At 41.4% G+C, this 22,115-nt stretch carries 22 protein-coding genes and 2 pseudogenes; 14 read left to right on the forward strand and 10 right to left on the reverse strand.

Annotated elements, in window-relative coordinates; translation table 11 throughout:
* Positions 1 to 59 precede the first annotated feature (59 nt).
* The 4 genes from AACU32_RS25920 (at position 60) to AACU32_RS25935 (ending at position 5,046) form a co-directional block, all read left to right on the forward strand.
* On the forward strand, positions 60 to 2,696 hold the full coding sequence (locus tag AACU32_RS25920; protein WP_339378278.1) for a CHAT domain-containing protein: 2,637 nt from the start codon (positions 60 to 62) through the stop codon (positions 2,694 to 2,696).
* Positions 2,697 to 2,914: 218 nt separating this feature from the next.
* Positions 2,915 to 3,781, forward strand: a complete 867-nt coding sequence (locus AACU32_RS25925) for a sensor histidine kinase (RefSeq protein ID WP_096604051.1) — start codon at positions 2,915 to 2,917, stop codon at positions 3,779 to 3,781.
* 243 nt (positions 3,782 to 4,024) lie between these two features.
* Entirely contained in the window at positions 4,025 to 4,390 is a 366-nt protein-coding gene (locus tag AACU32_RS25930; RefSeq protein ID WP_096604052.1) for a histidine kinase dimerization/phosphoacceptor domain-containing protein, read from the forward strand.
* A complete protein-coding gene (locus AACU32_RS25935; RefSeq protein WP_096604053.1) occupies positions 4,387 to 5,046 on the forward strand; it encodes a response regulator in 660 nt (219 codons plus the stop codon). The genes AACU32_RS25930 and AACU32_RS25935 overlap by 4 nt, the downstream gene beginning before the upstream one ends.
* Positions 5,047 to 5,129: 83 nt before the next feature.
* Here the strand turns inward: AACU32_RS25935 and AACU32_RS25940 are convergent, their stop codons facing one another.
* Positions 5,130 to 6,017 (reverse strand): alpha/beta fold hydrolase, encoded by an 888-nt coding sequence (locus tag AACU32_RS25940; protein WP_096608178.1) that lies wholly within the window; start codon positions 6,015 to 6,017, stop codon positions 5,130 to 5,132.
* 430 nt (positions 6,018 to 6,447) lie between these two features.
* Positions 6,448 to 6,828, reverse strand: coding sequence for a hypothetical protein (locus tag AACU32_RS25945; RefSeq protein ID WP_096604054.1), 381 nt, complete (start codon positions 6,826 to 6,828; stop codon positions 6,448 to 6,450).
* 167 nt (positions 6,829 to 6,995) lie between these two features.
* Between AACU32_RS25945 and AACU32_RS25950 the strand changes: the two genes are divergently transcribed.
* Both AACU32_RS25950 and AACU32_RS25955 read left to right on the forward strand, forming a co-directional pair.
* Positions 6,996 to 7,139, forward strand: coding sequence for a hypothetical protein (locus AACU32_RS25950; RefSeq protein ID WP_339378279.1), 144 nt, complete (start codon positions 6,996 to 6,998; stop codon positions 7,137 to 7,139).
* Between the two features lie 65 nt (positions 7,140 to 7,204).
* Positions 7,205 to 7,477, forward strand: coding sequence for a type II toxin-antitoxin system prevent-host-death family antitoxin (locus tag AACU32_RS25955; RefSeq protein WP_096604055.1), 273 nt, complete (start codon positions 7,205 to 7,207; stop codon positions 7,475 to 7,477).
* Here the strand turns inward: AACU32_RS25955 and AACU32_RS25960 are convergent.
* The 6 genes and pseudogenes from AACU32_RS25960 to AACU32_RS25985 all read right to left on the reverse strand — a co-directional run.
* Positions 7,454 to 7,672: pseudogene (locus tag AACU32_RS25960) on the reverse strand (type II toxin-antitoxin system PemK/MazF family toxin); the annotation flags it as partial. The gene AACU32_RS25955 and the pseudogene AACU32_RS25960 overlap by 24 nt on opposite strands.
* A 109-nt stretch (positions 7,673 to 7,781) precedes the next feature.
* Positions 7,782 to 7,991: a toxin-antitoxin system, antitoxin component, Xre family protein gene (locus AACU32_RS25965; protein WP_096604056.1), complete on the reverse strand. Its 210-nt coding sequence runs from the start codon at positions 7,989 to 7,991 to the stop codon at positions 7,782 to 7,784.
* 111 nt (positions 7,992 to 8,102) lie between these two features.
* Entirely contained in the window at positions 8,103 to 8,369 is a 267-nt protein-coding gene (locus tag AACU32_RS25970; RefSeq protein WP_096604057.1) for a BrnA antitoxin family protein, read from the reverse strand.
* Positions 8,353 to 8,826 carry a PIN domain-containing protein gene (locus AACU32_RS25975; protein ID WP_096604058.1) on the reverse strand — a complete coding sequence of 158 codons (474 nt, stop codon included), beginning with the start codon at positions 8,824 to 8,826 and terminating at the stop codon, positions 8,353 to 8,355. Before AACU32_RS25975 ends, AACU32_RS25970 begins: the two co-directional genes overlap by 17 nt.
* A complete protein-coding gene (locus AACU32_RS25980; protein ID WP_339378280.1) occupies positions 8,816 to 9,007 on the reverse strand; it encodes a hypothetical protein in 192 nt (63 codons plus the stop codon). Before AACU32_RS25980 ends, AACU32_RS25975 begins: the two co-directional genes overlap by 11 nt.
* Positions 9,008 to 9,259: 252 nt before the next feature.
* Positions 9,260 to 9,511 carry a hypothetical protein gene (locus AACU32_RS25985; protein ID WP_339378281.1) on the reverse strand — a complete coding sequence of 84 codons (252 nt, stop codon included), beginning with the start codon at positions 9,509 to 9,511 and terminating at the stop codon, positions 9,260 to 9,262.
* Between the two features lie 220 nt (positions 9,512 to 9,731).
* Here AACU32_RS25985 and AACU32_RS25990 point away from each other — a divergent pair, with 220 nt between their 5' ends.
* From AACU32_RS25990 to AACU32_RS26015, 6 genes and pseudogenes are all read left to right on the forward strand, one after another.
* Positions 9,732 to 10,043 carry a carbon dioxide-concentrating mechanism protein CcmK gene (locus AACU32_RS25990; RefSeq protein WP_096604060.1) on the forward strand — a complete coding sequence of 104 codons (312 nt, stop codon included), beginning with the start codon at positions 9,732 to 9,734 and terminating at the stop codon, positions 10,041 to 10,043.
* An 85-nt stretch (positions 10,044 to 10,128) separates the two neighbouring features.
* Positions 10,129 to 10,482 carry a carbon dioxide-concentrating mechanism protein CcmK gene (locus tag AACU32_RS25995; protein ID WP_096604061.1) on the forward strand — a complete coding sequence of 118 codons (354 nt, stop codon included), beginning with the start codon at positions 10,129 to 10,131 and terminating at the stop codon, positions 10,480 to 10,482.
* Between the two features lie 818 nt (positions 10,483 to 11,300).
* Positions 11,301 to 12,488 (forward strand): HetZ-related protein 2, encoded by a 1,188-nt coding sequence (locus AACU32_RS26000; RefSeq protein ID WP_096604062.1) that lies wholly within the window; start codon positions 11,301 to 11,303, stop codon positions 12,486 to 12,488.
* A gap of 278 nt (positions 12,489 to 12,766) precedes the next feature.
* Entirely contained in the window at positions 12,767 to 13,987 is a 1,221-nt protein-coding gene (locus AACU32_RS26005) for a GspE/PulE/PilB domain-containing protein (protein ID WP_096604063.1), read from the forward strand.
* A 342-nt stretch (positions 13,988 to 14,329) separates the two neighbouring features.
* Positions 14,330 to 15,013, forward strand: coding sequence for a Crp/Fnr family transcriptional regulator (locus AACU32_RS26010; RefSeq protein WP_096604064.1), 684 nt, complete (start codon positions 14,330 to 14,332; stop codon positions 15,011 to 15,013).
* Between the two features lie 274 nt (positions 15,014 to 15,287).
* A pseudogene (locus AACU32_RS26015) lies at positions 15,288 to 16,396 on the forward strand (ISAs1 family transposase).
* A gap of 515 nt (positions 16,397 to 16,911) precedes the next feature.
* On the opposite strand, the gene AACU32_RS26020 reads toward AACU32_RS26015, so the two are convergent.
* Positions 16,912 to 17,580: a hypothetical protein gene (locus tag AACU32_RS26020; protein WP_339378282.1), complete on the reverse strand. Its 669-nt coding sequence runs from the start codon at positions 17,578 to 17,580 to the stop codon at positions 16,912 to 16,914.
* Positions 17,580 to 18,212 carry a ParA family protein gene (locus tag AACU32_RS26025; RefSeq protein WP_096604067.1) on the reverse strand — a complete coding sequence of 211 codons (633 nt, stop codon included), beginning with the start codon at positions 18,210 to 18,212 and terminating at the stop codon, positions 17,580 to 17,582. Before AACU32_RS26025 ends, AACU32_RS26020 begins: the two co-directional genes overlap by 1 nt.
* A 244-nt stretch (positions 18,213 to 18,456) precedes the next feature.
* Here AACU32_RS26025 and AACU32_RS26030 point away from each other — a divergent pair, with 244 nt between their 5' ends.
* Positions 18,457 to 19,806 carry a cytochrome P450 gene (locus AACU32_RS26030; protein ID WP_096604068.1) on the forward strand — a complete coding sequence of 450 codons (1,350 nt, stop codon included), beginning with the start codon at positions 18,457 to 18,459 and terminating at the stop codon, positions 19,804 to 19,806.
* Positions 19,807 to 20,249: 443 nt separating this feature from the next.
* Complete coding sequence (locus AACU32_RS26035; RefSeq protein ID WP_096604069.1) at positions 20,250 to 22,112, forward strand: response regulator; 1,863 nt, start codon at positions 20,250 to 20,252, stop codon at positions 22,110 to 22,112.
* Positions 22,113 to 22,115: the final 3 nt, after the last annotated feature.

Below are 22,115 nucleotides of genomic sequence, written 5' to 3' on the forward strand. Positions count from 1 at the left end.
GGGTATCTGAGGCGCTGTTTTTTTATTTCACGCAAAGGCGCAAAGGCGCAAAGAGGAGTATGAAAAGGATTAAAAGGTTTGTGGTGTTGATGGCGATCGCTCTTTTATTATCTATGACATCGCCGGGGTTAGCGCAAATGACTAATATCGCTCAAGTTCCTGGTTTATCTGTGGAACAACAGGCGCGAAATTCCTACGCTAAAGGTCAGTTTACGGAAGCGGCGCAGTTATTTCAACAAGCAGCCCAAGTTTATCAAGCTGCGAATAACCCCATTCATCAAGCGTTGAGTTTAAGTAATCTGTCGCTGTGTTATCAACAGTTGGGACGGTGGGATGATGCGCACCGTGCTATTACTGAAAGTATTGCTCTGTTAAATACTATAAAAGAAGCTAAATTAGATAAATCTTTGGCTTTAGCTCAAGCTCTGGATATTCAAGGCGGGTTACAATTGGCACGCGGTCAAGGAGAAGCAGCTTTAAAGTCTTGGGAAGCGGCGACATCTATATATACTCAATTAAATAAACCAAATCGGGTACTGACGAGTCAAACTAACCAAGCGCAGGCTTTACAAAATTTAGGTCTTTATAAAAAAGCAATTTCGCTTTTGGAACCGGCGTTAAAGTTACCCCAGCTTTCTACTACTAATCCCGAACAACTCAAGCCTTTATTAGAAAAAGTTGCAGCGACACCAGAAACAGCTACGGCGTTAAGAACTTTGGGTGAGTCGTTGCGAGTTGTGGGTAATTTTCCCCAAGCAACTCTAATTTTAGAGCGTAGTCTGGCGATCGCAAATCAATTACAATTACCTGAGGCGATCGCGTTAACCCAACTTAGCCTTGGTAATCTTGCCCGCACTCAAATCAGCTTGAGTAAGGATAGCAAAACTCCGATTAATCCTCAAGTTGCCATCAATTTCTACAAACAAGTAGCCGCATCTGCAACACCGGATTTAAAGGTGCAAGCGCAAGTTAATCTACTTAGTTTGCTGGTGGAGACTAATCAGCTAGATGCAGCGAAGGCTTTACTACCACAGTTACAACAAAATATTGCAACCTTACCTCCCAGTCGGAGTGCGATCGCATCACGGGTGAATCTGGCGCAAACAATGATACAAATGCAAAAGCAACCCAACAGCCAAATTTCCTGGTCAGAAATCGCTAAACTATTGGCAGCAGGGGTAAAACAAGCTAAGGATTTAGGAGACATACGCATACAAGCTGATGCACTGGGTAGTTTAGGTAACGTTTACGAACATACACAACAGTGGACAGAGGCAGAAAAATTAACTCAACAAGCAGTGCAATTAGGGCAACAAATCAACGCCGGGGATATCGCCTACCGTTGGCAATGGCAGTTAGGCAGAGTGATGAAAGCCCAAGGGAAAATCGAAAGTGCGATCGCCGCTTACACCGAAGCAGTTGGTACAATTAAATCTCTGCGCGCAGACTTAGCCGCCGCTAATCCCAATGTGCAATTTTCCTTCCGCGAAGCAGTTGAACCTATTCACCGTCAACTCGTCGGCTTGTTAGTGGAATCAAATCAAAAAGATAATTTAAAAGCAGCGCGAGATGTCATTGAAGGGTTGCAATTAGTCGAACTCGATAACTTTTTCCGCGAAGGTTGTCTGAATGGGAACCTTGCACAAGTAGATCAGGTTGATAAAAAAGCAGCAGTCATTTATCCGATTATTCTCGAAAATCAACTAGCGATTATTGCCAGCTTACCAAACTCCCAAAATAAAGCCGAAACAAAAAATGAGCGTGATTTTCGCTACTATAAAACCGCTATCAGCCGCCAAGAAATTGAGAAGCTGACAACCAAACTAGAAGGAGGTTTAAAGCAATCAACCATCTTGGATCTAACGCTTCCCCTACTGCAACAAATGTATGATTTAGTACTGCGACCAGAAGCAGACGATTTAGCTGCCAGTCAGGTAGAGACATTGGTATTTGTTTTAGATGGAGTTTTGCGGAACATTCCAATGGCGGCGTTGCATGATGGTCAACAATTCCTTGTGGAAAAATATAGCATAGCCCTCACACCCGGATTACAATTATTAGCACCGCGATCGCTCAAACAACAACGCTTAGGAGCCTTAGTAGGTGGACTGAGTGAAGCACGTTCTGGGTTTGAGGCTTTACCCAACGTCCAGCAAGAAGTAGAAAACATCAAAGCGGAACTACCTTCTCAAGTTCTATTCAATCAAAACTTTACAAATTCCGCTATTCAAGGTGGAATTGGTGGTGCTTCCTTCCCGATTGTCCATTTAGCCACCCACGGACAATTTAGTTCTCAAGCCGATGACACATTTATTCTCACCTGGGACGGCAAAATCAAAGTCAACGAACTCAGCGGTGTATTAAAAACCGTCGAAATATCACAAGACAACTCCCTCGAACTTCTCGTATTGAGTGCTTGCGAAACAGCCGCCGGTGATAATCGTTCCGCCTTGGGACTAGCGGGCGTAGCAGTGCGTTCCGGTGCAAAGAGTACAGTAGCAACCCTGTGGCGTGTTGACGATGAAGCCACAGCAAAACTCATGAGTCAATTTTACGAGCAACTAGTAAAAGCCAATCAAACAGGTATCACCAAAGCCGAAGCCCTAAGACGCGCCCAACTCGCCATCTTAAAGAACCCAGATTATCAAGCCCCATACTATTGGGCACCTTATGTATTGTTAGGTAATTGGACTTAGGAGGAGTAGGCGGGACAAGGAGGACAAGGTGAGACAGCGCTGCGGGAGGGTTTCCCTCCGCAGGCGACTGCGAACCCGAAGGGAGGACAAGGGAAGGGGGAAAAATCACAAATGACAAATGACAAATGACAAATGACCAATGACAAATGACCAATATTGCATAAGTCCTCCCCACCCAGAAATATAGAGAATTAGCTGGAAGTTACGGAGAGATTACCTTGGTCGAAGAACTATATACACCAGAACAACTCAATCAAATGCATCAGCAGTTGTGGCAGTGTGTCTTGGAATTTGCTAATGTTTCAGCAGCACAAGAACGCCACCGCATCGCGCGAGAGTTGCATGATTCTCTAGGACATGCGCTGACGGCACTGAATTTTCAATTACAAACTGCCAGTAAACTGTGCAAACCCGATCCCAATCAAGCACAGGAGTTTCTCAATGAAGCTAATCGGTTAATGGCGATCGCAACTCAAGAGGTTCGTCAATCGGTCAAAGCCTTACGTAACGATCCATTAGCCACCCAGTCTTTAGAAACTTTGATTGCATCTTTAGTAAGTGATTTTCATCAGACCACTGGTATTTTACCAGAAGTGGAAATCAATCTGCCCATGACCTTATTGCCACATTTCACCGCCCCACTTTATCGAATTATTCAAGAAGCACTCAACAATATTCGTAAATATGCTCAAGCAACAGCAGTACAAATTCATCTCTGCACAACATCAACTGGGCTACATTTAACAATTCAAGATAATGGTCGAGGATTTGATATCGAAAATATTTCAGGTGGTTATGGACTCCGGGGAATGCAAGAGAGAATTGCCGTTTTACAAGGTCAATTCCAATTAACAACCCAACCCCAAGCAGGTTGTTGCATTCATGTTGAAATTCCCCTGCAAATATCTAATTTACTGGAAATACCCACAATACCAGAAATAGCCAATATCTCAATCATTTCCGAAATTTCCATTCCTCAAGAATCCGTTTCTCTGAGCCACAACCAGTCAGTAAGAATTGGTGAATGGCAACCTTTGAATTTAGATGAATGGCAAAACTCAGCATCACAGGAATTCATGTTTTGATGACAACTGGTTGTCAAATCTGACGCAAATACACAGCTAAAAAAAAGTCAACAGTCAACCGTCAACCGTCAACCAAAATATCTACAACTTTTGTCTGATTAAAATCCCTAATCATCAACTTTCGTTGGTTGAGATAAATTTGATTCCTACTAAAGTTGGTAATTGCCAACAACAGATAGTCAAATTTTAAAAATCAGGTTTTAATTATGGATGTAACATTAATTTAATCAAACCGCCAAAACCATGATTACTGTTCTGTTGTTAATACTAGGAGGCTTAATACTAGTTTGGCAATTCCAGATATATACATCTAAATACAAAAATCAAGAATTGCTCATTATTCAAGCAAAGAATAATGAACTAATTAATTTATATAAAGCTTTAGGACAGTCAATCATGGCTTTAAATATCCAACTCCAAGCAGCGCAAAAATTATCGCAAATCAACCCGATCCAATCACAGCAATCACTATCTCAAGCCTATCAACTCAGTAGTGAACTGATGCAAGAATTACGCCACATGGTCAGAATTATGGATGAAGACTGTAGAAGGGTGGGCACTGTTCAGTATATTTCAACAATCCAAAATCTAAAATCTAAAATTATATGATTCGCTTATTACTTGTAGACGACCAAAGTTTAGTTCGCCAAGGTCTAAAAGCAATGCTGAGTCTAGAATCAGACCTAGAAATTGTGGGTATGGCAGAAAATGGAGAAGAAGCTGTTACACAAGTTGAAAACTTACAACCAGATATTGTATTAATGGATGTGCGAATGCCGGTAATGAATGGTGCTACTGCTACTCGCATTATTTGTGAAAAATTTCCTCACATTAAAGTTTTAGTTTTAAGCACTTATGATGATGATCATGATGTAAGTGAAGCCATTCGCGCTGGTGCAAAAGGTTATCTATTAAAAGATATGCCTTGGGAAGAATTGGTTAACGCCATTCGCAGCATTAACCGGGGATATGCACAACTCGCACCTGGTCTTTTAGAAAGAGTTGTTAGTCACAAATCAACCCAGCCAAATCAAAGCGAATCTGTTTCCCCTGGATTAGCTTTATTAACACCTAGAGAATTAGATGTTGCGCGTTTAGTAGCGATGGGTGCAACAAATCAAGAAATTGCTCAGAAATTATTCATCTCTGAAAGTACAGTAAAAACCCATATTAACAGCATTTTTAATCGTCTCAATCTCAAAAATAGAGCGCAATTAGCGATTTATGCCAATTCTGTTTGTTTACCTAATAGTCTATCCCATTAATTATGAATGGTTAACGGTGATCAGATCCCCGACTTCTTAAAGAAGTCGGGGATCTTGCAGCGCCAAAGTTACAGTTTGTAAATTTAACTCCGAAATGCTAATATATGCTCGGCTGTAATTTGTGGTTGTTCTAGATGGGGAATATGACCACAATCTTTAATCCAGATCAGTTGACTGTGTGAAATTGCTCGTTTAAATCTAGAAGCATCCTTAGTACCCAAAATTTTATCGTTATCACCCCACAAAATCAGTGTAGGTTGCATAATTTCAGCGATTTTTTTAAATTTAAAAGCCCGATAACCACCACTTTTAGTAAAAGCAATTAAAGCTTTACTCCAGTTTGGCATTTGTAGGTGTAATGCGGCACAATCTACAGAATCAGCTAACAAAAGCTCTTGGCTTTTATAAGCAGCGCGACAAATGCGATCGCGGACTTTAGGACTACGCAAAAACTCTGAAGCTAAATAATCTAAAGGGGGAAACATCAATTTACTTGCAAGTGAACCTCCCTGCAAACCTGCACTATCAATTAACACTAGTTGTTTTACCGCTTCGGGATAGGTGAGTGTAAAATCAATCGCTGCTGCACCCCCCATTGATGCACCCAGCAAAATTACGGGTTGATTAATCAGGGTTTTCCAAAAATAATACAGATGAGTTTTAATGGCAGTTGAACTATATTGAATATCAGCCCCTCTGTCAGTAAAACCAAAACCCAACAAATCTACAGCCCAAGTTTCATTTTCTGCGGCTAATAGTGGTAGTAGTCGCCGGAATTCCAACACCGAACTATCAAAGCCATGAATTAATAAAATTGGGACACCACCACTACCTTGATGTACATAGGTGGTATTGATTGGTTGATTAGTTAGCGGAGTAGCGATCGCTTGAAGTTGAACGCTCTGAGCTAGTGCGATCGCAGCCGGTTCTGTCAGTTGCTCAACTGCTTTCGGTAAAAAACTGGGAAACATGAATCTTATTTTACCATACTCGTTGAAAATTATATTTTTACCTTCCCACATTATCTGTCACAATTTGCAAATTAATGCCGATTTTAGCTGCTCGCTTATTTAGTAGACTCTTATACCAATTTTCTGTGAGGCTGCACATTATCGCCCTCACCCTATAAGGGTGGGGCTATACATACAAAGCCTGCCAGAGCAGGCTAATTATCTGCATCTTCATAGTAAATTGGTATTAGCAAATCACTATAAAATCAATAAATATGGCTTCTCCATCCGTGAAAAACCAAGCAGATACAATTACAAAATTTTTGAACTTATTGGTGATGTAGGATAACATAGTTTGGCAAATTAAATGATGTAAACAACACATTTTTTGTAGGGGTTTAGCACTGCTAAACCCTTCATATTGCGGATCTATGTACTCTTGTTTTAGTGATTAATTAACCAACCCAAAGGAGTCGAAAAACTTCTGAGTATCACTAATTTGAGGAGTTTGGTTACTACCAACCATCAGAAAATATATCTTTTGATCAACTAGAAAAACTCGAGTTTTGTAAGTTAATCCCTGTTCTTCATCTCGAACATTCACTTCTTTTCCTTGATATTGCCCTAATTGAATATTGGTTTGGCTCAATAACTTGCTTTTACCCTGTAACATCCCTTCCATAAAAGCATTTAATAATTCATCAGCAGGTAACTGACTGATATCAACGCTAAAGTCTGCATATCCAACTATAAAAACACTATTGTTGTCGGAAGCAGCGTGCATTTTGAACGATTGAATACCTGGCGCGATCGCATCTTTTGGCGGTGACATCTCAAATACGTCTTCATTAGGGAAGAGAACAGAAAATTTCCCTTCAGATGAAGAAAATTCTTTCCGATTACTAAATCAGCATAATACTATCAGTAAATTGCTCCCAATTTAACATTTTTAATGTTAAATTGGGAGATTGTGATCGCCTTTTACTTGCAGTTTAGGGTATGGAGTGCGATCACAATTATGATGTTGAGAAAGTGCGATCGCGTTTTTGTTGCAGTGGAGAAAATGCGATCGCCTGTGTGATGTTGGGAAAGTGCGATCGCCTGTGTGATGTTGGGGAAGTGCGATCGCGTGAATTTAATTAGTTGCTAAAAAATATTAATGATGTACTTGTTATAATCTCTTCATAAGCATTTAGGAAAGCTTGAAAATGCGCCAATTTACCCTTGGAGATATCCAAAATATCCACAGCGATGTTTTAGAACAAGCTGCGACGGAACCATTCATACTGACAAGCGAATCGCAAGCTAGTTACGTAATTATGTCAGCGGAGAATTACGAGCAATTAATGAATAGAATTGCTCAATTAGAGGATTTAATTTTAGGTCAACAAGCACAAATGGCTGTAGCTAATTCTAAAATGGTTGGCTCTGAGATTTTTACAACAGAACTCGAACGTCTAGCCGCCCAAAATAATCTGTAAAAGATTATGTAACGCTTGAGCGTCAACTTCCTGGAGTTCTCCTAACTTCTTAATTACCAGCATCTTATCAATGGTAGTTAAAACTGGTTTGATAATAGAAGGTTTTAACAAACCTGCTGCTTTCCACTCAGTAATTACCATTTCAGCAAAAGAAGTTGCGGGATTAGTAATACTTGTGACAGCTATTAATATTAAATCGGAACGCTGACGTTGATAATCGGTAGAACTGACAACAACAGATGGACGTTTTTTAGTACTTGTTTAGTCGGTGAAGGGAAAGGGTACTAAGATAACATCCCCGAATTTATAATTTGTCATATTCTGCGTCGTCGGGGTTGTCCCAAATTCTTTGCAGAATTGGTTCAGAAAGCTTTGTTGCAGCTAAAGTCAAATTATATTCCTCATTTTTCTGGGATAAAGAATCAATGAATTTTTCAACTAATACCACTTGCTCCGGAACTAGCTGACGGATTTTACCGATTAATCTTTGTTGTGGTATATTATCAGTCTGCATTATTTACACCACCTTTGCTTACTTATTTATGCCTTTATGATAGCTGATCGCACTTTTTACTAGACGATGAGTTTATGCGAAGCTGGCGCGAAGTAAGTCGTTCGTTCATTTTTAGCCTATTTTATCCAATAGTGCTTCATTAATAACCGTTTGATAGCCTATCCCTCGTTTTTCTGCCTCTTCCTTTGCCCAGGCTATGATTTTAGGATGAAATCTGATCGAAATCGGCTCATACTTTTCCTCTTCATCCTTAGCCGGTCGTCCGCGTTTTCTGGGCGTAATCCCAAACTGATCTGCGATCGCATCTCTGAATTTTTGGTTTTCCTCTGGTGTAACTCGTCTTGCTTTGTCAAAAGGAAACTCAGATTCCTGACTCATCTTGTTGACACTCACTTTTTGTCGCTTTTCTCGCACTAATTATCCTAATTCCCTCACCTCGCATGGTAAAAACAACCACAACAATTAAGCCATCAACATAGTTAAAGTCTGTATCATCTGTCACTAATATCCAACCCTGCTCTAAACATTGTGCCGCAATCCAAACATTATTCATTGGAATTGGCCGTCCCTTCCGCTTCAAAGCCAGTCGGGTTTGAGCATAGACTGCTGCTGTTTGTCGACTTAATGGTAGAACTACACAAGCCTCAATAAACTCCAGATAGCGAGGTAAATTTTGTAATGGACGAGTAGAGTTTTCCGCGCCAAAAAGTAACTCCCCCACTACGACGGTAGGTAAAACCACCTCTGGTAATGCTAGTACTCGTGCAACTATCCCATTGTCCCCATTCAAAAAACGCACCGCCACGGAGGTATCCAGAGCAATCTCACCACTCATTCACATCCACCTGACGACATTCTGTGGCGATCGCCCGTTTTAATTCTTGGGCTTCGACATCACTTAAAATACCTGCAAATTTTGCGAGAGGATGAGTTTTGCGTGTTGCTTTTACCCTACGAACAAAATCTAGTACTGACTGGACTATATCATCAGGAGCTTGTTCGAGTTCCTGGATCAATTGTTCACGATTTGTGATGCATTCAATTTGTCTTGGCTAGTTCTTTCTATTTTCACTATATCTAAAGTCCCAAAGCGATGTCTAACGACAAGCCTTACGGCTACGCTTTTGTGATGTTGGGAAGTGCGGTCGCGCTTTTCAATGCACGGTTGTTTTATGGGAAGCTTGAGCGATGTAAGTCGTTCGTATCTACTCTAGATATAAGTAGCGATCGCATCTAGCCGCCCAAAATAATGTCTAAAAGATAAGGTTTTAACAAACCTCTTCATCTTTAGTCGGTCGTCCGCGTTTTCTTGGCGTAATCCCAAACTGATCTGCGATCGCATCTGTGAATATTTGGTTTTCTTCTGGTGTAACTCGTCTTGCTCTCACAAAAGGAAACTCAGATTCCTGACTCATAGAACTTACGCCAGGAAAATCCAAATATAGGCTATGGATTCCCGGGATGAAACTTGATTTTTCGACTGCTTGTAGGCGATCGCTATTTATCCAAGGATTATTCACAAGAGAATCAATTTGTACAGTGCGTCAGTCCTAATTTCTTCCCCATACCCAAAAACTCCGATCCGTGGGTGGAGTTTTTCATATTCGCAGCGCCATGAGAAATGAGCTTGACTGCCCCAAAGCGCTACTCGTATCCAAGAAAGTTGAGTAAAATGTCCAAATTGGGACTGAAGCCTCGTACAATTGATATCACTTATCCTTTACTCAGGAGAGTTAAGCTATGCCAATGGCGGTTGGCGTCATTGAAACTTTAGGTTTTCCCTCAGTGTTAGCAGCAGCAGATGCAATGGTAAAGTCTGCCGCAGTCACACTTGTGTATTATGGTCAAGCAGAAAGCGCTCGCTTGTTAGTCGCTGTCCGGGGACAAGTTGCGGAAGTTAGAACAGCTGTGGAAGCAGGAATATTTGCTGGAGAACAAGTAAAAGAGGGTACAGTTATTACCCATTATATAGTTCCCAATCCCCCAGAAAATATAGAAACTATTCTCCCAATCCACTTTACAGAGGAATCTGAACCTTTCCGCATCTTCTAAACAAGTTCATCAATAAAATTTGTAGCGAAGCTTCGTACAATTAATTTGTAGCGCCACCTAAGTTTATTCATACAGGAGATTGCTAATGTCACTACAAGCAGTTGGAGCACTAGAAACTAAGGGTTTTCCCGCTGTGCTAGCCGCAGCAGATGCGATGGTCAAAGCAGGTCGAGTTACCCTTGTTGGTTATATCAGAGTAGGTAGCGCTCGGTTTACAGTTAATATTCGTGGTGATGTTTCTGAAGTCAAGACTGCTATGGCTGCGGGTGTAGAAGCAGCCGAAAATGTTTATGGTGGTACACTGGAATCTTGGGTGATTATCCCTAGACCTCATGAAAACGTTGAGGCTGTTCTGCCCATTGCCTACACTGACGCAGTTCAACAGTATAGAGACTCTGTAGAAAACCCCATTATCAGATCGTCAAACGGCGGGCGCTAAATTTAAAGACATCTCCCGGTGGTGAGTCTGCCGCTACTACAGCACAGGCTTACCAAAATTACTGGGCATTGGGAAAATTGCATTTACCTGGCAAATGCTGGTTACTTTAAAGTATAAACTTTTTAACAAAAATATTGAGAAAATACACATGTTGCCAAAATAGTTCATGGTAAGATGATAATTTGGCAAAATTTACTTTTGATTTCAAGCAAACATAGCAAATTTTGATTTGGATTTAATTTATTAAAACGCTATTAATTAGAGTACAAAATAATTATGTAAGATATCTATTCTTCATTGATCAAAAAGAAGTAGTAGATCAAAATATTACCCGGATGGGTACTAGAAAATTTTCAGTGGTCTTTTCAAAATAAAATCTGATATCTAGCCTTGAAGGAAGTGAAAAAAATGGTGATTTTCTTACAGACAGACTCTCTTGATGTGAAACTTATATCAATCAAAGTACGTCTGGATGAAGGTGAATTATATTAGCTTTGTCGGTTGCTTGCAAAATATCAGCTTTTCTTAACCCCTGTGCAGCACGAGTGTATCATAATTTACTTAAGGCTGGGCAGGTCATTTTTCTCGGTCGCCAATAAATTAAGTTTACAAAAATTTAAAATTTGTCGAATTGCGAAAAATGCTTGAAATAGTGGGGTTTCCAGTTACTGGAAAATAAAAATTAAGAATAGCAGGGGATAATTTTTGCATAAGTTTAGCTATTCCAAACGTAATAAAAGTGGAATCACTAATAAAGTCTTCATCAAATGAAGATTCAATATAGGGGCAGCTGCCAGTTAATAAGTTAAGTGCGACACATGGGGGTTGTGATGCAAACTTTAAAACAGGGTTTCGAGGAACGCAATCTCGTTATGGCAACAGAAGCCGAAAAACTGGCGCGATATTGGCGACAACGTCTTGTAAGTGAGTGTCCCCAACAAAGTGATGCAGCCAAAGAAAGTATAATTCTCTGGTTGTTGGGACGTGACTTGCAACGGTTTGATCTGCTCAATCCCAAGGAACTTGAGATTGCCAAGCAAGCGATGGAATATCGTTACCGGATCTTGCTGCAACGTTACTTGGGTACAGCACGAGAACGCGCTTACCGCAACCTAATAACTCGGTTGGCAAGTTTGATGACATTACGGAACAAAATTCAGACTTGGGTATCTCTCAGCCGCGATCGCCAGCGCAGTGTTATGGATGTATTACAAGAAATTATCCAAGAATTACTGCAAAGCGATACCTACATTCAAGATCAAATGGCTTGTATCGGCGAAATTACCACCGATCATCGGCTACGAGATACTCTATTGTTTGCCAGTATAGAAGAATACTGTTTGCGCCCAGTCCGCAATCAACCTTTACTAGTTTATCGCTTCGTAAACTACCTGCGTCGAACTCAACGTGGCGGCTTAACTCAAGTACCAAGCAGCGACTTGATTCGGCTAGTTTCGGAAGAAATTCTCACCGATGACAGTGACAACCGGGTTAACTTGGTTGATAGTCAGGCGATCGCAGAATATCAAGAAGCGCAAGAACTTGAAGAGCAACAGATGTTGCGTCAGACTGTACAACAAGAATTTGCCGAATATTTACAAGAAAATCTCGGCACAGAAGCCGTAGAGTGGCTGCGACTGTATTTGCAAGGAAAGTCTCAAGACGAAATCGCCAAAAGACTCAACAAGCAGATTAAAGAAGTATACAGATTGCGTGAAAAAATCAGCTACCATGCTGTACGTGTCTTTGCGCTCAAAGGTAAACCGGAACTTGTGGATAATTGGCTGGCAATTTCCTTGCAAGAACATAACTTAGGGCTAACACAAAACCAATGGCAGCAACTCTATGGGCAATTGTCTCATGTGGGGCAGCAGATTTTGGATTTACGCAAAGCTGGCAACTCAATCGAAGCCACAGCACAACAATTAAAACTTAAAACCCATCAGGTGATGGGTGAATGGACAAAAGTCTATCTCGTCGCCCAAACTCTAAGAACTCAGGAGTAACACAATCTAAATCTGAGCCTGGTATATCCATTTAAGTAACTCAGCAAAGATGTTACATAGGATTACTGGGAGTAAGTATTTCAGTACCCAACAGTTTTGAGTGTGAGATTTTGGATTTGGGATTTATCCCCAATCCACAATCCTAGATTTATCTTAGAATATTAGTATTAAATTTAACAACTTCTTCTAATAGATATAAAGTATCTTTATTTACTACACAATAACTTGGAAGCACAATAGAATGAGAAGCAAATAAAAAAATATTAATATTTACACATATGTTGTCTTCAGAAGGCAAATTTACTGATAACGAAAAAAATGTACCAGATGCAAATGCAGGGACGGGGGAACCAGATTTAAAGAATCTTGAAGAGTTACTTGGCGATCGCGAACAGATATTTTCGTTAATTGATAGTCTTTTGTCCTTAGAAGTTTGCCTTTATCACCAAATTTTACCCTTGGAATACAAGGGCAATAAACTTCTACTGGCTATGGTGAATCCACAAGAAAGCGAGGCATTAGATTACCTGCGTCGGATTTTGTCTTCAATTAAGTACACTATAGTCAATCAGCCAATTAAGAGCGATATTCACCAAGATACTCTCAAAGCTTATCTTAACTACAAAAACACATACCCTGCAAATCCCAAACAAAAGCATCAGCCAAAAGTCAACTTCACCGCAAAAAACAGCGTAGTTCCCCCTATAGATTCGATAGATCCACTGAATACCTCTGCCACTACCTACATTGAGAACCGAACAGAAATTCTGCCACCTGATGTTAGCTCTTCAGATTCGTCTTTACAATTCAATCATAATCACCTGTCGGGAACTAGTAGAACTAACCACGATCGCAGTCAACAGCCAAAAAATTTTACTGTTTTGCCAGAGCAAACTTCAGAGAAAATAAGACCCTTAGAATCACTGACAACCCTACCGCCGAAGCAATTACTAGAAGAGTTATTATCTAGAGTCTTGCTTGGAGGAATTGGTCGCTTGTATTTGGAGAGACAGTTTGACCAAGGCAGAATCCTCTGGAGTGATAATGGAGTCTTGCAGTCAATCATCGAAAATCTGCCCCTTTCGGTTTTTCAGGGAATCATCAATGAATTCAAGCAATTTGCTGGTTTACCCGTGGAAATACTTGCAGAAGCAAAACAAGTAGAGAAGGAATGGCAATATCAAAACAACAATTTATTGTTACGCTTACGAGTGATGCCGGGAATCTACGGTGAAGAGGCGACACTACAAGTATTACGGGGAGCAGCATTAAAATTTTATCAACAGCAACAGTTGCATCGCCTCAGCCGCGATACCTTGGTCATGGCTCAAAAACTCAGCTTCAAGTTGCACGAACTAGAACAACGGCTAGTTCTCAACTCTAGCTTGCAATCTGAGCAATTAAACGCTGTGGTTGCCCTATCTCAACTAGTGGAAAATTTAAACAAACAGCTCAACGTCTTAGCTAGGGATAGCCAGCTACCAAAAAATAATAACTAATATTGGACTTACGCAACTGGTGCATTAGTAGGGTGTGTCAGATATCGAAAATTTGTTTACAAGAGTGTCAGTGAAACCGCTGATTGCGTTCCCATACATAATTGTTATGTTGTACTAGGGATATCAGACCTAATACTAATTAGTAATTCAGAAATTTAGATTTAATCTAGGTTGCCGGGTTTAAATGTGTTTCTGGATTGTCGAGAATTGGTATAAAAAGCTGAAAATTACCAATTAATTTGTAACCGTATTGATACCGTATTCAGCAAATGATAGCGGTTTTAAAACTTATAGCATTCGGCCTAATTTTTTCCTATTGAATCCATTTTTTACAGATATTTCATGCAGACTGAGGTTTTTAGTGAACTTTTTCCTTTACTGAGTACAGCCAATCCCCAAACTTTAGAATGGCTGCTGAATGTGGCGATTGAGCATGAATACCCAGCTGAACGAGCCGTTTTAATGGAAGATGCTTGGGGTAACGCAGTTTACTTCGTGGTTTCTGGTTGGGTGAAAGTCCGGCGCACATCCGGAGATAATTATGTTGCTCTAGCAATTTTAGGTAGAGGCGATTTTTTTGGAGAGATGGCAGTTTTAGATGAGTCTCCACGCTCAACCGATGTAATTGCTCTGTCGCCTGTAAAATTACTTAGTGTTTCTCGAGAGCGTTTTATTCAAATCTTGTTTAAAGACCCGCATTTACATCACAGGATGTTACAACTGATGGTGCGGCGATTGCGACAAATCAACCTGCGCCTTCAAATGCGCTCTTCACCACCAGCTGTCAAACTAGCTCAGACTCTAGTGAGTTTAGGCGAAAACTATGGTCAAAAAACAGATAAGGGAAGAGAAATTTTTAACATTCCCTTTAAAGATTTAGCAGAAGTGACAGAAATTAGTGTTGACGAAACTAGCAAAATCATGGAAAAGCTCGATGAAAAAGGCTGGATCGAAATTGACAGCACTGATAATATCATTCATTTGGTCAACTTCAAACAGTTGATGAATTTAGCTAATAAAATGTGAGAGAGGCTAGGTGTTATACTATTTCACTAAATGAAAGATACAAATAAAATACCTCTGCCTCCTCTGCTTCCTCTGCTTCTTCTTCTCCCTATTTGTATCAACCTTTAAGTCAAACGGTATTAGGGGCTAGGGCTTGTTTTCTTGCGTCTTAGATCCCCCCTACCCCCCTTAAAAAGCAGGGCTAATTCATTGTGATGAGAGAAAAATTAGAGCAGCCAGAAGTTAGCGTACACTAAATCTGTTAGCGGCTTATTTGATTTTTCCACTCTCCCCTATGAAAGCCAATCTCCTAGAAGCCTTAACCCAAGTGCAAGATTTTCGCGCGACAAGAGGACAGCGTTATCCATTGTGGTTGCTGCTGCTGGTGGTGATTATGGGGACTATGAGCGGTTGTCTGGGTTATCGTGCCTTAGAAGATTTTGCTCGTCGGCATCATGAAGCTTTAGTTGTCAATTTACAATTACCTCCAACTCGTTTCCCATCAGACTCGACGTTTCGACGCATAATGATGGGTATTGATTTTACTGATTTAGCTAAGGTGTTTAATAACTGGGCAAATGATTGGATGCCAACCCAAGAGCTAGACTGGTTAGGAGTCGATGGCAAAAGCATCAAAGCTACTGTCAGCAATTATGACCAGGCTTACCAAGATTTTATCAATGTGGTTTCCGTTTTCAATACTCGTTATGGAGTAGCGATCGCCTTGCAACAGTTCCACAATAAACAAAGTAGTGAAATTGCCGTTGTCCAGTCACTCTTGGCTGCTTTAAAGCTACAAGGAGTGATCTTTACCTTTGATTCGTTACACTGTCAAAAAAAACTGTACAACTAATTGTTGAGAGTGGTAATGATTATGTGATGGCTGTCAAGGCTAATCAAAAACGTCTCTACGAACAAATCCAACTCACTACTGCGCAAGCGATACCTGTTAGTGTAGACATCACCACCGAACACAGAAGCGATCGGGTCACGACTAGAACTGTATCTGTTTTTGACGACTTGAGTGATATCAGTTCTGAGTGGGTAGGTCTAGCACGTCTGGTGAAGGTGGAACGCTTTGGTACAAGAGCCGGTAAACCTTATCATCAGATAGCCTACTACATTAGCACTCAGAGCCTCAATGCTGCACAATTTGCCCAAGGCATTCGTGGTCATTGGGAAATTGAAAACCGCTTACATTGGGTCAAAGACGTGGTATTTGAGGAGGATAGCTCTCTTGTACGACTTGGTAATGCGCCTGCTAATCTTTCCATTATCCGTAATTTAGCGATCGCAATTTTCCGCTACAACGGTTATTCTTCGATCACCACGGCCGTGAGGATGATTGGTCATAACCTTGAGCAAATTTTTCTCCTGATCGGCAAGCGCGCAAGCGAAGCTTAAGTTACTCAACTCAGTAGACCGAAAAATCACAGTGATCGCAAAGAACAAGTTCTACTTTCGTCCTGTGGAGCAAAAACAAACACCATTTAGAAATGAGACTTGGCAACAGCACAGTGGACTAATCAAATTAGCCGCTCAAAGATTTAGTGTACGCTAACTTCTGGCTCCCCTAATTTTCTCTCATAACAATGAATTAGCCCTGCCTTTTTAAGGGGAGCCACTGCGTTGGGCGGGTTTCCCGACTTGTAGCAAGTGGCGTGGATTTAGGGGGATTGAGAAATTTAGAAGGCTAAACGAGTAGTTTGAAAACACGCCCTAGGGATGAGGAATTGAAAATTAAAAAACGTTGATTTTTATACTTTTGTTAGGGATGCGATCGCACTATTTGAACGCACCCCAACTATACCGAAAGTTAGTTGGGGATTCATGCGCTAAGAAACCACAAGATTCATCAACGTTAATTTTGATGGGCTGCAATATCCCTCGCAACCCAATGTAAATTATCTAGTTAAGTCCTAGTCAAGTAACCACATCTGAGAAGAACTATCTTCAGCTTCCTCTGGTTGTGTTGTCGCTAGCCTTTCCGATGTCCGGTAAGATTTTCTGTAGTTATCTTGGTGATAGGTTTGTTTTACTGGTTTATAAGTTTCCTGTTTTGGTTTTAAAGAATTACTTTGTTCTACAAGCTTGGCATTAGCTTCGGCAAAGCTTTCCTTTTCTTGTTTTAAAGAATTACTTTGTTCTACAAGCTTGGCATTAGCTTCGGCAAAGCTTTCCTTTTCTTGTTTTAAAGAATTAATTTCTTCTATCAGCTTGGAGTTAGATTCTGCAAGATGCAATGCGGCTTTTTTAGCTTCTTCAAGCTCTTTCGTCAACCGTTTTGCTAATGCTTTTTGTTCAGATACAGCCGATTGTAAATCTGCAAGTTGCTGCTTTTGATTGGCTTCGTTTTGCTGAGATTGTTCGAGAGATTCTTTTAATTCTTTGATAGTTGCTTCTAAATCAGCTTTAGTAGGAGTTGTACGCTTAGCCGCAGTTGATTGTTCTGGTGTTTGCTCTGGTGTTTGCGTCGGGGTTTCCTCTGCTACTTCTTGTGCAGTCACTTCAATAGCTGATTCACCTTCTGCTGGCGTAAATTTTTGTGCTTCTTCTTGTAATAAGTCAGAGAGACGTTTCTTAACCATTATTTCCTCCAATCACGCTGTAATTCATCTGCCACGCGGCGGTAGTCAGATTCCGCTTCCCGTGCATGTTTTCCTCGCCATTGAGTAATTGGTACACCCTCAAGCGCTGCTCTCTCGTGCGCTTTATAAGCACGGATAAAAGTTTTACAAGCGGGAATTCCTAATCGCATAAGAGTGTTTTGCGCCTCAATTGCTTCCCCCAAACTCCGCGTATCAACTTTGGTTAGCAGTACCCGATGGGGAACGCCCACAGGAGTGACAGCTTTTCTGACTGTCTCAACTAGGACAGCTAGATCCATTGCTGCTGGGGGTGTCGGTAAAATCAGATAATCTGCGATCGCTACTACCGTCGCCAATGCTTCAGAGCGCAGCGCCGGCGGCGTATCCACTACTACTAAATCGTAACCTGTTAGCTTTGTTAATTCACTTAAAAGTTGCGGATTATTTTCTTGAGACAGATCAAATCCCATACTATTCTGATTGCGCCCAAACCACCAACTGGCAGATCCTTGAATATCTGCGTCAATCAGAATCACCTTTTGTTTTTGGGCAAAGTTTGCAGCCAAATTGACTGCGGTAGTCGTTTTACCGACACCTCCCTTACCGTTAAGTATAGCGATGATTTTTGGCACGGTTCACTTCCGACGCTGCCATACAAGAATATAATGCTTTGTACCTCATAGAGTTATTTTACTAACACTTGCTTACAATTGGGAATGGGGCATGGGGCATGGGGCATTGGGCATTGGGTATGGCATGAGGGGGATGAGGGAGACAGCTGACTAATGACTATTGACCATTGACTAATGACCATTGACTGTCAATCAGGGAAAAACTTGTCACAATTAAAAGGCGAAACTCATCCTCACCGTTAAGATGACACTCACTAACAGCCTACCTGATGGCCCCAAAATATCGCGCTTTCTGCGGTTGGTTAAGTTTATTACTCAGCCAGTGAAATATGTAGAAGATTTTGCCCAAATTTATGGCGATCGCTTTACTATTTGGGGTAGCAAAGATACTCATATTATCTACTTTAGCCAACCGCAAGCACTGGAGCAAATTTTTACCGCTGATCCTCAGCATTTTAGGTCTGGGACGGCTAGTGGAGGTTTGGCATTTTTACTGGGTGACAACTCTTTAATTTTACTGGATGGCGATCGCCATCAACGCCAACGTCAACTTTTAACTCCTCCATTTCATGGCGAAAGAATGCGAGCTTACGGTCAAGATATTCGTGAAATCGCTGATCATGTCAGTAATGAATGGACGATTGGTAAACCTTTCAATATCCGTAATTCGCTGCAAGAAATCACTTTGCGGGTGATTTTACGGGTGGTATTTGGCTTAGATCAAGGACAGCGTTTTCAAGAACTTCAGCATTTGCTATCTTCTGTGTTAGATTTCATGGGTTCTCCTTTGATGTCCGGAGCTTTATTTTTTGGCTTCTTACGCAAAGATTTAGGCGCTTGGAGTCCTTGGGGTCAAGTGATGCGCTTACTCCAGCAAATTGATCGACTTATTTATGCTCTAATTGCAGAACGACGCAGTGAAACTCAGCAAAATCGGCAAGATATCCTCAGTTTAATGATGGCTGCCCGTGATGCGGATGGTCAACCAATGTCTGATCAAGAATTGCGTGATGAATTAATGACATTGTTAGTTGCAGGACATGAAACTACTGCTTCTGCATTAACATGGGCTTTTTACTGGATTGATCGGTTACCAGAAGTGGGTGAAAAGTTGTTGCAAGAACTGGATACTATTGGGATTAATTCAGATCCGAGTAGCATTGCCAAATTACCCTATTTAACAGCAGTTTGTCAGGAAACGTTGCGGATTTATCCAATTGTGATGAACGGTGTGCCCAGAATTGTCAAAACCCCTATTGAAATTATGGGCTACAAAATCCCCGAGGGCAATGTAATTATCAGCAGTATTTACTTAGCGCACCATCGTCCAGAGGTTTATCCAAATCCCAAACAATTTAAACCAGAACGCTTTTTAGAAAGACAATTTTCTCCCTATGAATATTTACCTTTTGGTGGTGGGAATCGCCGCTGTATCGGTTTAGCATTTGCTCAGTATGAAATGAAAATTGTTTTAGCAACAATTCTGTCTCATTTTCAACTATCGCTGGTGAATAAACGTCCTGTATATCCTGTGCGGCGTGGTTTCACAGTTGCCCCGCCAGCAGGAATGCGGATGATTGCCAGACTACGGTAATTAATTGCGTATATAACTAGTACATCGTGGTGGAAATAAGGGACTTTCTAGTAAAAAAATATTCCCTTGTTCATGTTGACCGTTGACTGTTGACTGTTGACTGTTAACTGTGAACCGTCAACAACTTTAAGCGGAATAATTTATTTTTTGGAGTGCCCTTCAGCTACTATCTCAAATCCGTAAAAAGCTGGTCAGATAAACCTGCTTTGTTTTGAATTTTTATGCTTGTGCCAACGCTAGTACCTCCCTACCGATGAGAAGATCGCCAATTGCTGTATGGCGGGTAAGCCGTCCACCGTAGTGGCTCACATTTTACTTTTGCCTTGTTGTACTAGTATTTGATTTTTGCAATCCACTAACCTATGTAGAATATGATAAATAAAACTGGAAAAAGGGTATTTTTTTAATTGTAATTCCCTACGCATCTGATTTGGATGCCGATCATGAAAATATTATTGATAGAGGATGATACATTACTCAGTCAGGCACTGGCAGAGTTGCTGTCAGCAAATCATTACAATATCGACTTAGCTCACAATGGCAAGACAGGGCTTGATTTAGCGATCGCGGTTGAATATGACTTAATTTTACTCGATTGGCTCATCCCGCAACTCGATGGTATTAGCCTGTGTCGGCAATTGCGATCGCAAGGTTACCAAACACCGATTTTATTACTGAGTGCGAAGAATTGCAATGCAGATATTGTCGCAGGTTTAGATGCTGGGGCAGATGATTATGTGATCAAGCCTTACGATCCGGATGCGTTACTGGCGAGAATTCGGTCTTTATTGCGACGCAAGGGGGCGATCGCGTCGTCTATTTTAACCTGGGCAAATCTTTGTTTAGACCAAATCTCTGGCAAAGTTACTTATGATGACCAAGTAATTTCACTGACGGTTACAGAATATAATTTACTGGAATTGTTTTTACAGAACCCTAATCGCATTTTTAGCCGTCAGGTGATTCTCGATCGCCTCTGGGGATTTGATGATGCTCCAGTGGAACATGCAGTTACGACTCATATTAAAGACTTACGGAAGAAACTCAAAGCCGGCGGTCTCAAAGAAGATATTCTCGAAACCGTGTATGGTATTGGTTATCGCTTAAAGCCTGCACCCGATCGCTGTGTTGCAACTCCTTCAGCCAATTTAGATGCGCCACACCAAAAACCACCCCATACCGCAGATTTAACCGCCGTTAATCGAGTCTTAGAACGATTTCGCGATTCTTTTAGTCAACAGGTAGCGGTGTTAGAGGAAGCAAAAACTGCTGTTTTGGCGCTTTCTTTATCCCCGGAGTTACAGCAGCAAGCAAAGCATGAGGCTCACAAACTCGCAGGTTCAATGGGAGCGTTTGGGTATCCAGAAGGTTCTCAGCTGGCTAGGTCAATTGAGAATTTATTGCTACAAGAGCAACCACTGAGCCATGATGAAATTACGCAGTTTTCTCAGTTAGTAAAGGCATTGCAACAAGAGTTAACAAAACCGCCTGTTCCCCTAACTTCTCAACCTGTGGCGCTGCACCAAACTTATCTTGTGTTGGTAATTGATGATGATACTATGCTGACCGAGCGGTTGCTAGCCCAAGCAGATGCTTGGGGAATGCGCTTGAAAATTGCCCCGGATTTGGCAACTGCTCGCGCGGGGTTGGCTTTGACAAATCCGGACGCAGTGCTACTGGATTTGAGCTTTCCCGGTACAGAAGAAGATGGATTAATGCTGCTGCGGGAGGTGAGTGAGCGATCGCCTGTTTTACCGATTGTCGTTTTCACTGGGCGTGACAGCCTAGCCGATCGCTTGGCTGTGTCACGTTTAGGCGCAAGACAATATCTGCACAAACCCGCCACAACCGAGCAAATTTTTGGGGCGATCGCGCGTGTTCTCCCGCAACACCAAACCACAGATGCCAAAGTATTAATTGTTGATGATGACCCTGTAATTCTGACCGGCTTAGCGGCGTTGCTCACTCCTTGGGGAATCGAGGTCACAAGTTTGAGCGAACCACAGCAATTTTGGAAAGTGCTGATGGCAACATCACCAGATTTAGTGGTGCTAGATTTAGAAATGCCAATAGTAAATGGTTTAGAGTTGTGTCAAGTAGTACGACAGGATGCCCATTGGGGGGACTTACCAATTTTAGTGGTAACAGCCCATACCGATGCGGCATCCTTGCAGCAAGCTTTTGCCGCAGGAGCCGATGATTTTATCACTAAGCCAGTACTAGGGCCGGAACTCGTAACTAGGGTAATCAGCCGAATTGAGCGAGTGCGATCGCGTTTGCAGGGAGGTAGAGCCAGCCAGAGGTAAAAA

The sequence above is a fragment of the Calothrix sp. NIES-2100 genome, from assembly GCF_963875285.1.
GTDB lineage: Bacteria > Cyanobacteriota > Cyanobacteriia > Cyanobacteriales > Nostocaceae > Aulosira.

What these genes read in the sequence shown, in the direction of transcription:
- AACU32_RS25920 (WP_339378278.1), top strand. Translation starts at nt 60, where the DNA reads ATGAAAAGGATTAAAAGGTTTGTGGTGTTGATGGCGATCGCTCTTTTA.
- AACU32_RS25930 (WP_096604052.1), top strand. Translation starts at nt 4,025, where the DNA reads ATGATTACTGTTCTGTTGTTAATACTAGGAGGCTTAATACTAGTTTGG.
- AACU32_RS25935 (WP_096604053.1), top strand. Translation starts at nt 4,387, where the DNA reads ATGATTCGCTTATTACTTGTAGACGACCAAAGTTTAGTTCGCCAAGGT.
- AACU32_RS25940 (WP_096608178.1), bottom strand. Translation starts at nt 6,017, where the DNA reads ATGTTTCCCAGTTTTTTACCGAAAGCAGTTGAGCAACTGACAGAACCG.
- AACU32_RS25945 (WP_096604054.1), bottom strand. Translation starts at nt 6,828, where the DNA reads ATGTCACCGCCAAAAGATGCGATCGCGCCAGGTATTCAATCGTTCAAA.
- AACU32_RS25950 (WP_339378279.1), top strand. Translation starts at nt 6,996, where the DNA reads ATGGAGTGCGATCACAATTATGATGTTGAGAAAGTGCGATCGCGTTTT.
- AACU32_RS25955 (WP_096604055.1), top strand. Translation starts at nt 7,205, where the DNA reads ATGCGCCAATTTACCCTTGGAGATATCCAAAATATCCACAGCGATGTT.
- AACU32_RS25965 (WP_096604056.1), bottom strand. Translation starts at nt 7,991, where the DNA reads ATGCAGACTGATAATATACCACAACAAAGATTAATCGGTAAAATCCGT.
- AACU32_RS25970 (WP_096604057.1), bottom strand. Translation starts at nt 8,369, where the DNA reads ATGAGTCAGGAATCTGAGTTTCCTTTTGACAAAGCAAGACGAGTTACA.
- AACU32_RS25975 (WP_096604058.1), bottom strand. Translation starts at nt 8,826, where the DNA reads ATGAGTGGTGAGATTGCTCTGGATACCTCCGTGGCGGTGCGTTTTTTG.
- AACU32_RS25990 (WP_096604060.1), top strand. Translation starts at nt 9,732, where the DNA reads ATGCCAATGGCGGTTGGCGTCATTGAAACTTTAGGTTTTCCCTCAGTG.
- AACU32_RS25995 (WP_096604061.1), top strand. Translation starts at nt 10,129, where the DNA reads ATGTCACTACAAGCAGTTGGAGCACTAGAAACTAAGGGTTTTCCCGCT.
- AACU32_RS26000 (WP_096604062.1), top strand. Translation starts at nt 11,301, where the DNA reads ATGGGGGTTGTGATGCAAACTTTAAAACAGGGTTTCGAGGAACGCAAT.
- AACU32_RS26005 (WP_096604063.1), top strand. Translation starts at nt 12,767, where the DNA reads ATGTTGTCTTCAGAAGGCAAATTTACTGATAACGAAAAAAATGTACCA.
- AACU32_RS26010 (WP_096604064.1), top strand. Translation starts at nt 14,330, where the DNA reads ATGCAGACTGAGGTTTTTAGTGAACTTTTTCCTTTACTGAGTACAGCC.
- AACU32_RS26020 (WP_339378282.1), bottom strand. Translation starts at nt 17,580, where the DNA reads ATGGTTAAGAAACGTCTCTCTGACTTATTACAAGAAGAAGCACAAAAA.
- AACU32_RS26030 (WP_096604068.1), top strand. Translation starts at nt 18,457, where the DNA reads ATGACACTCACTAACAGCCTACCTGATGGCCCCAAAATATCGCGCTTT.
- AACU32_RS26035 (WP_096604069.1), top strand. Translation starts at nt 20,250, where the DNA reads ATGAAAATATTATTGATAGAGGATGATACATTACTCAGTCAGGCACTG.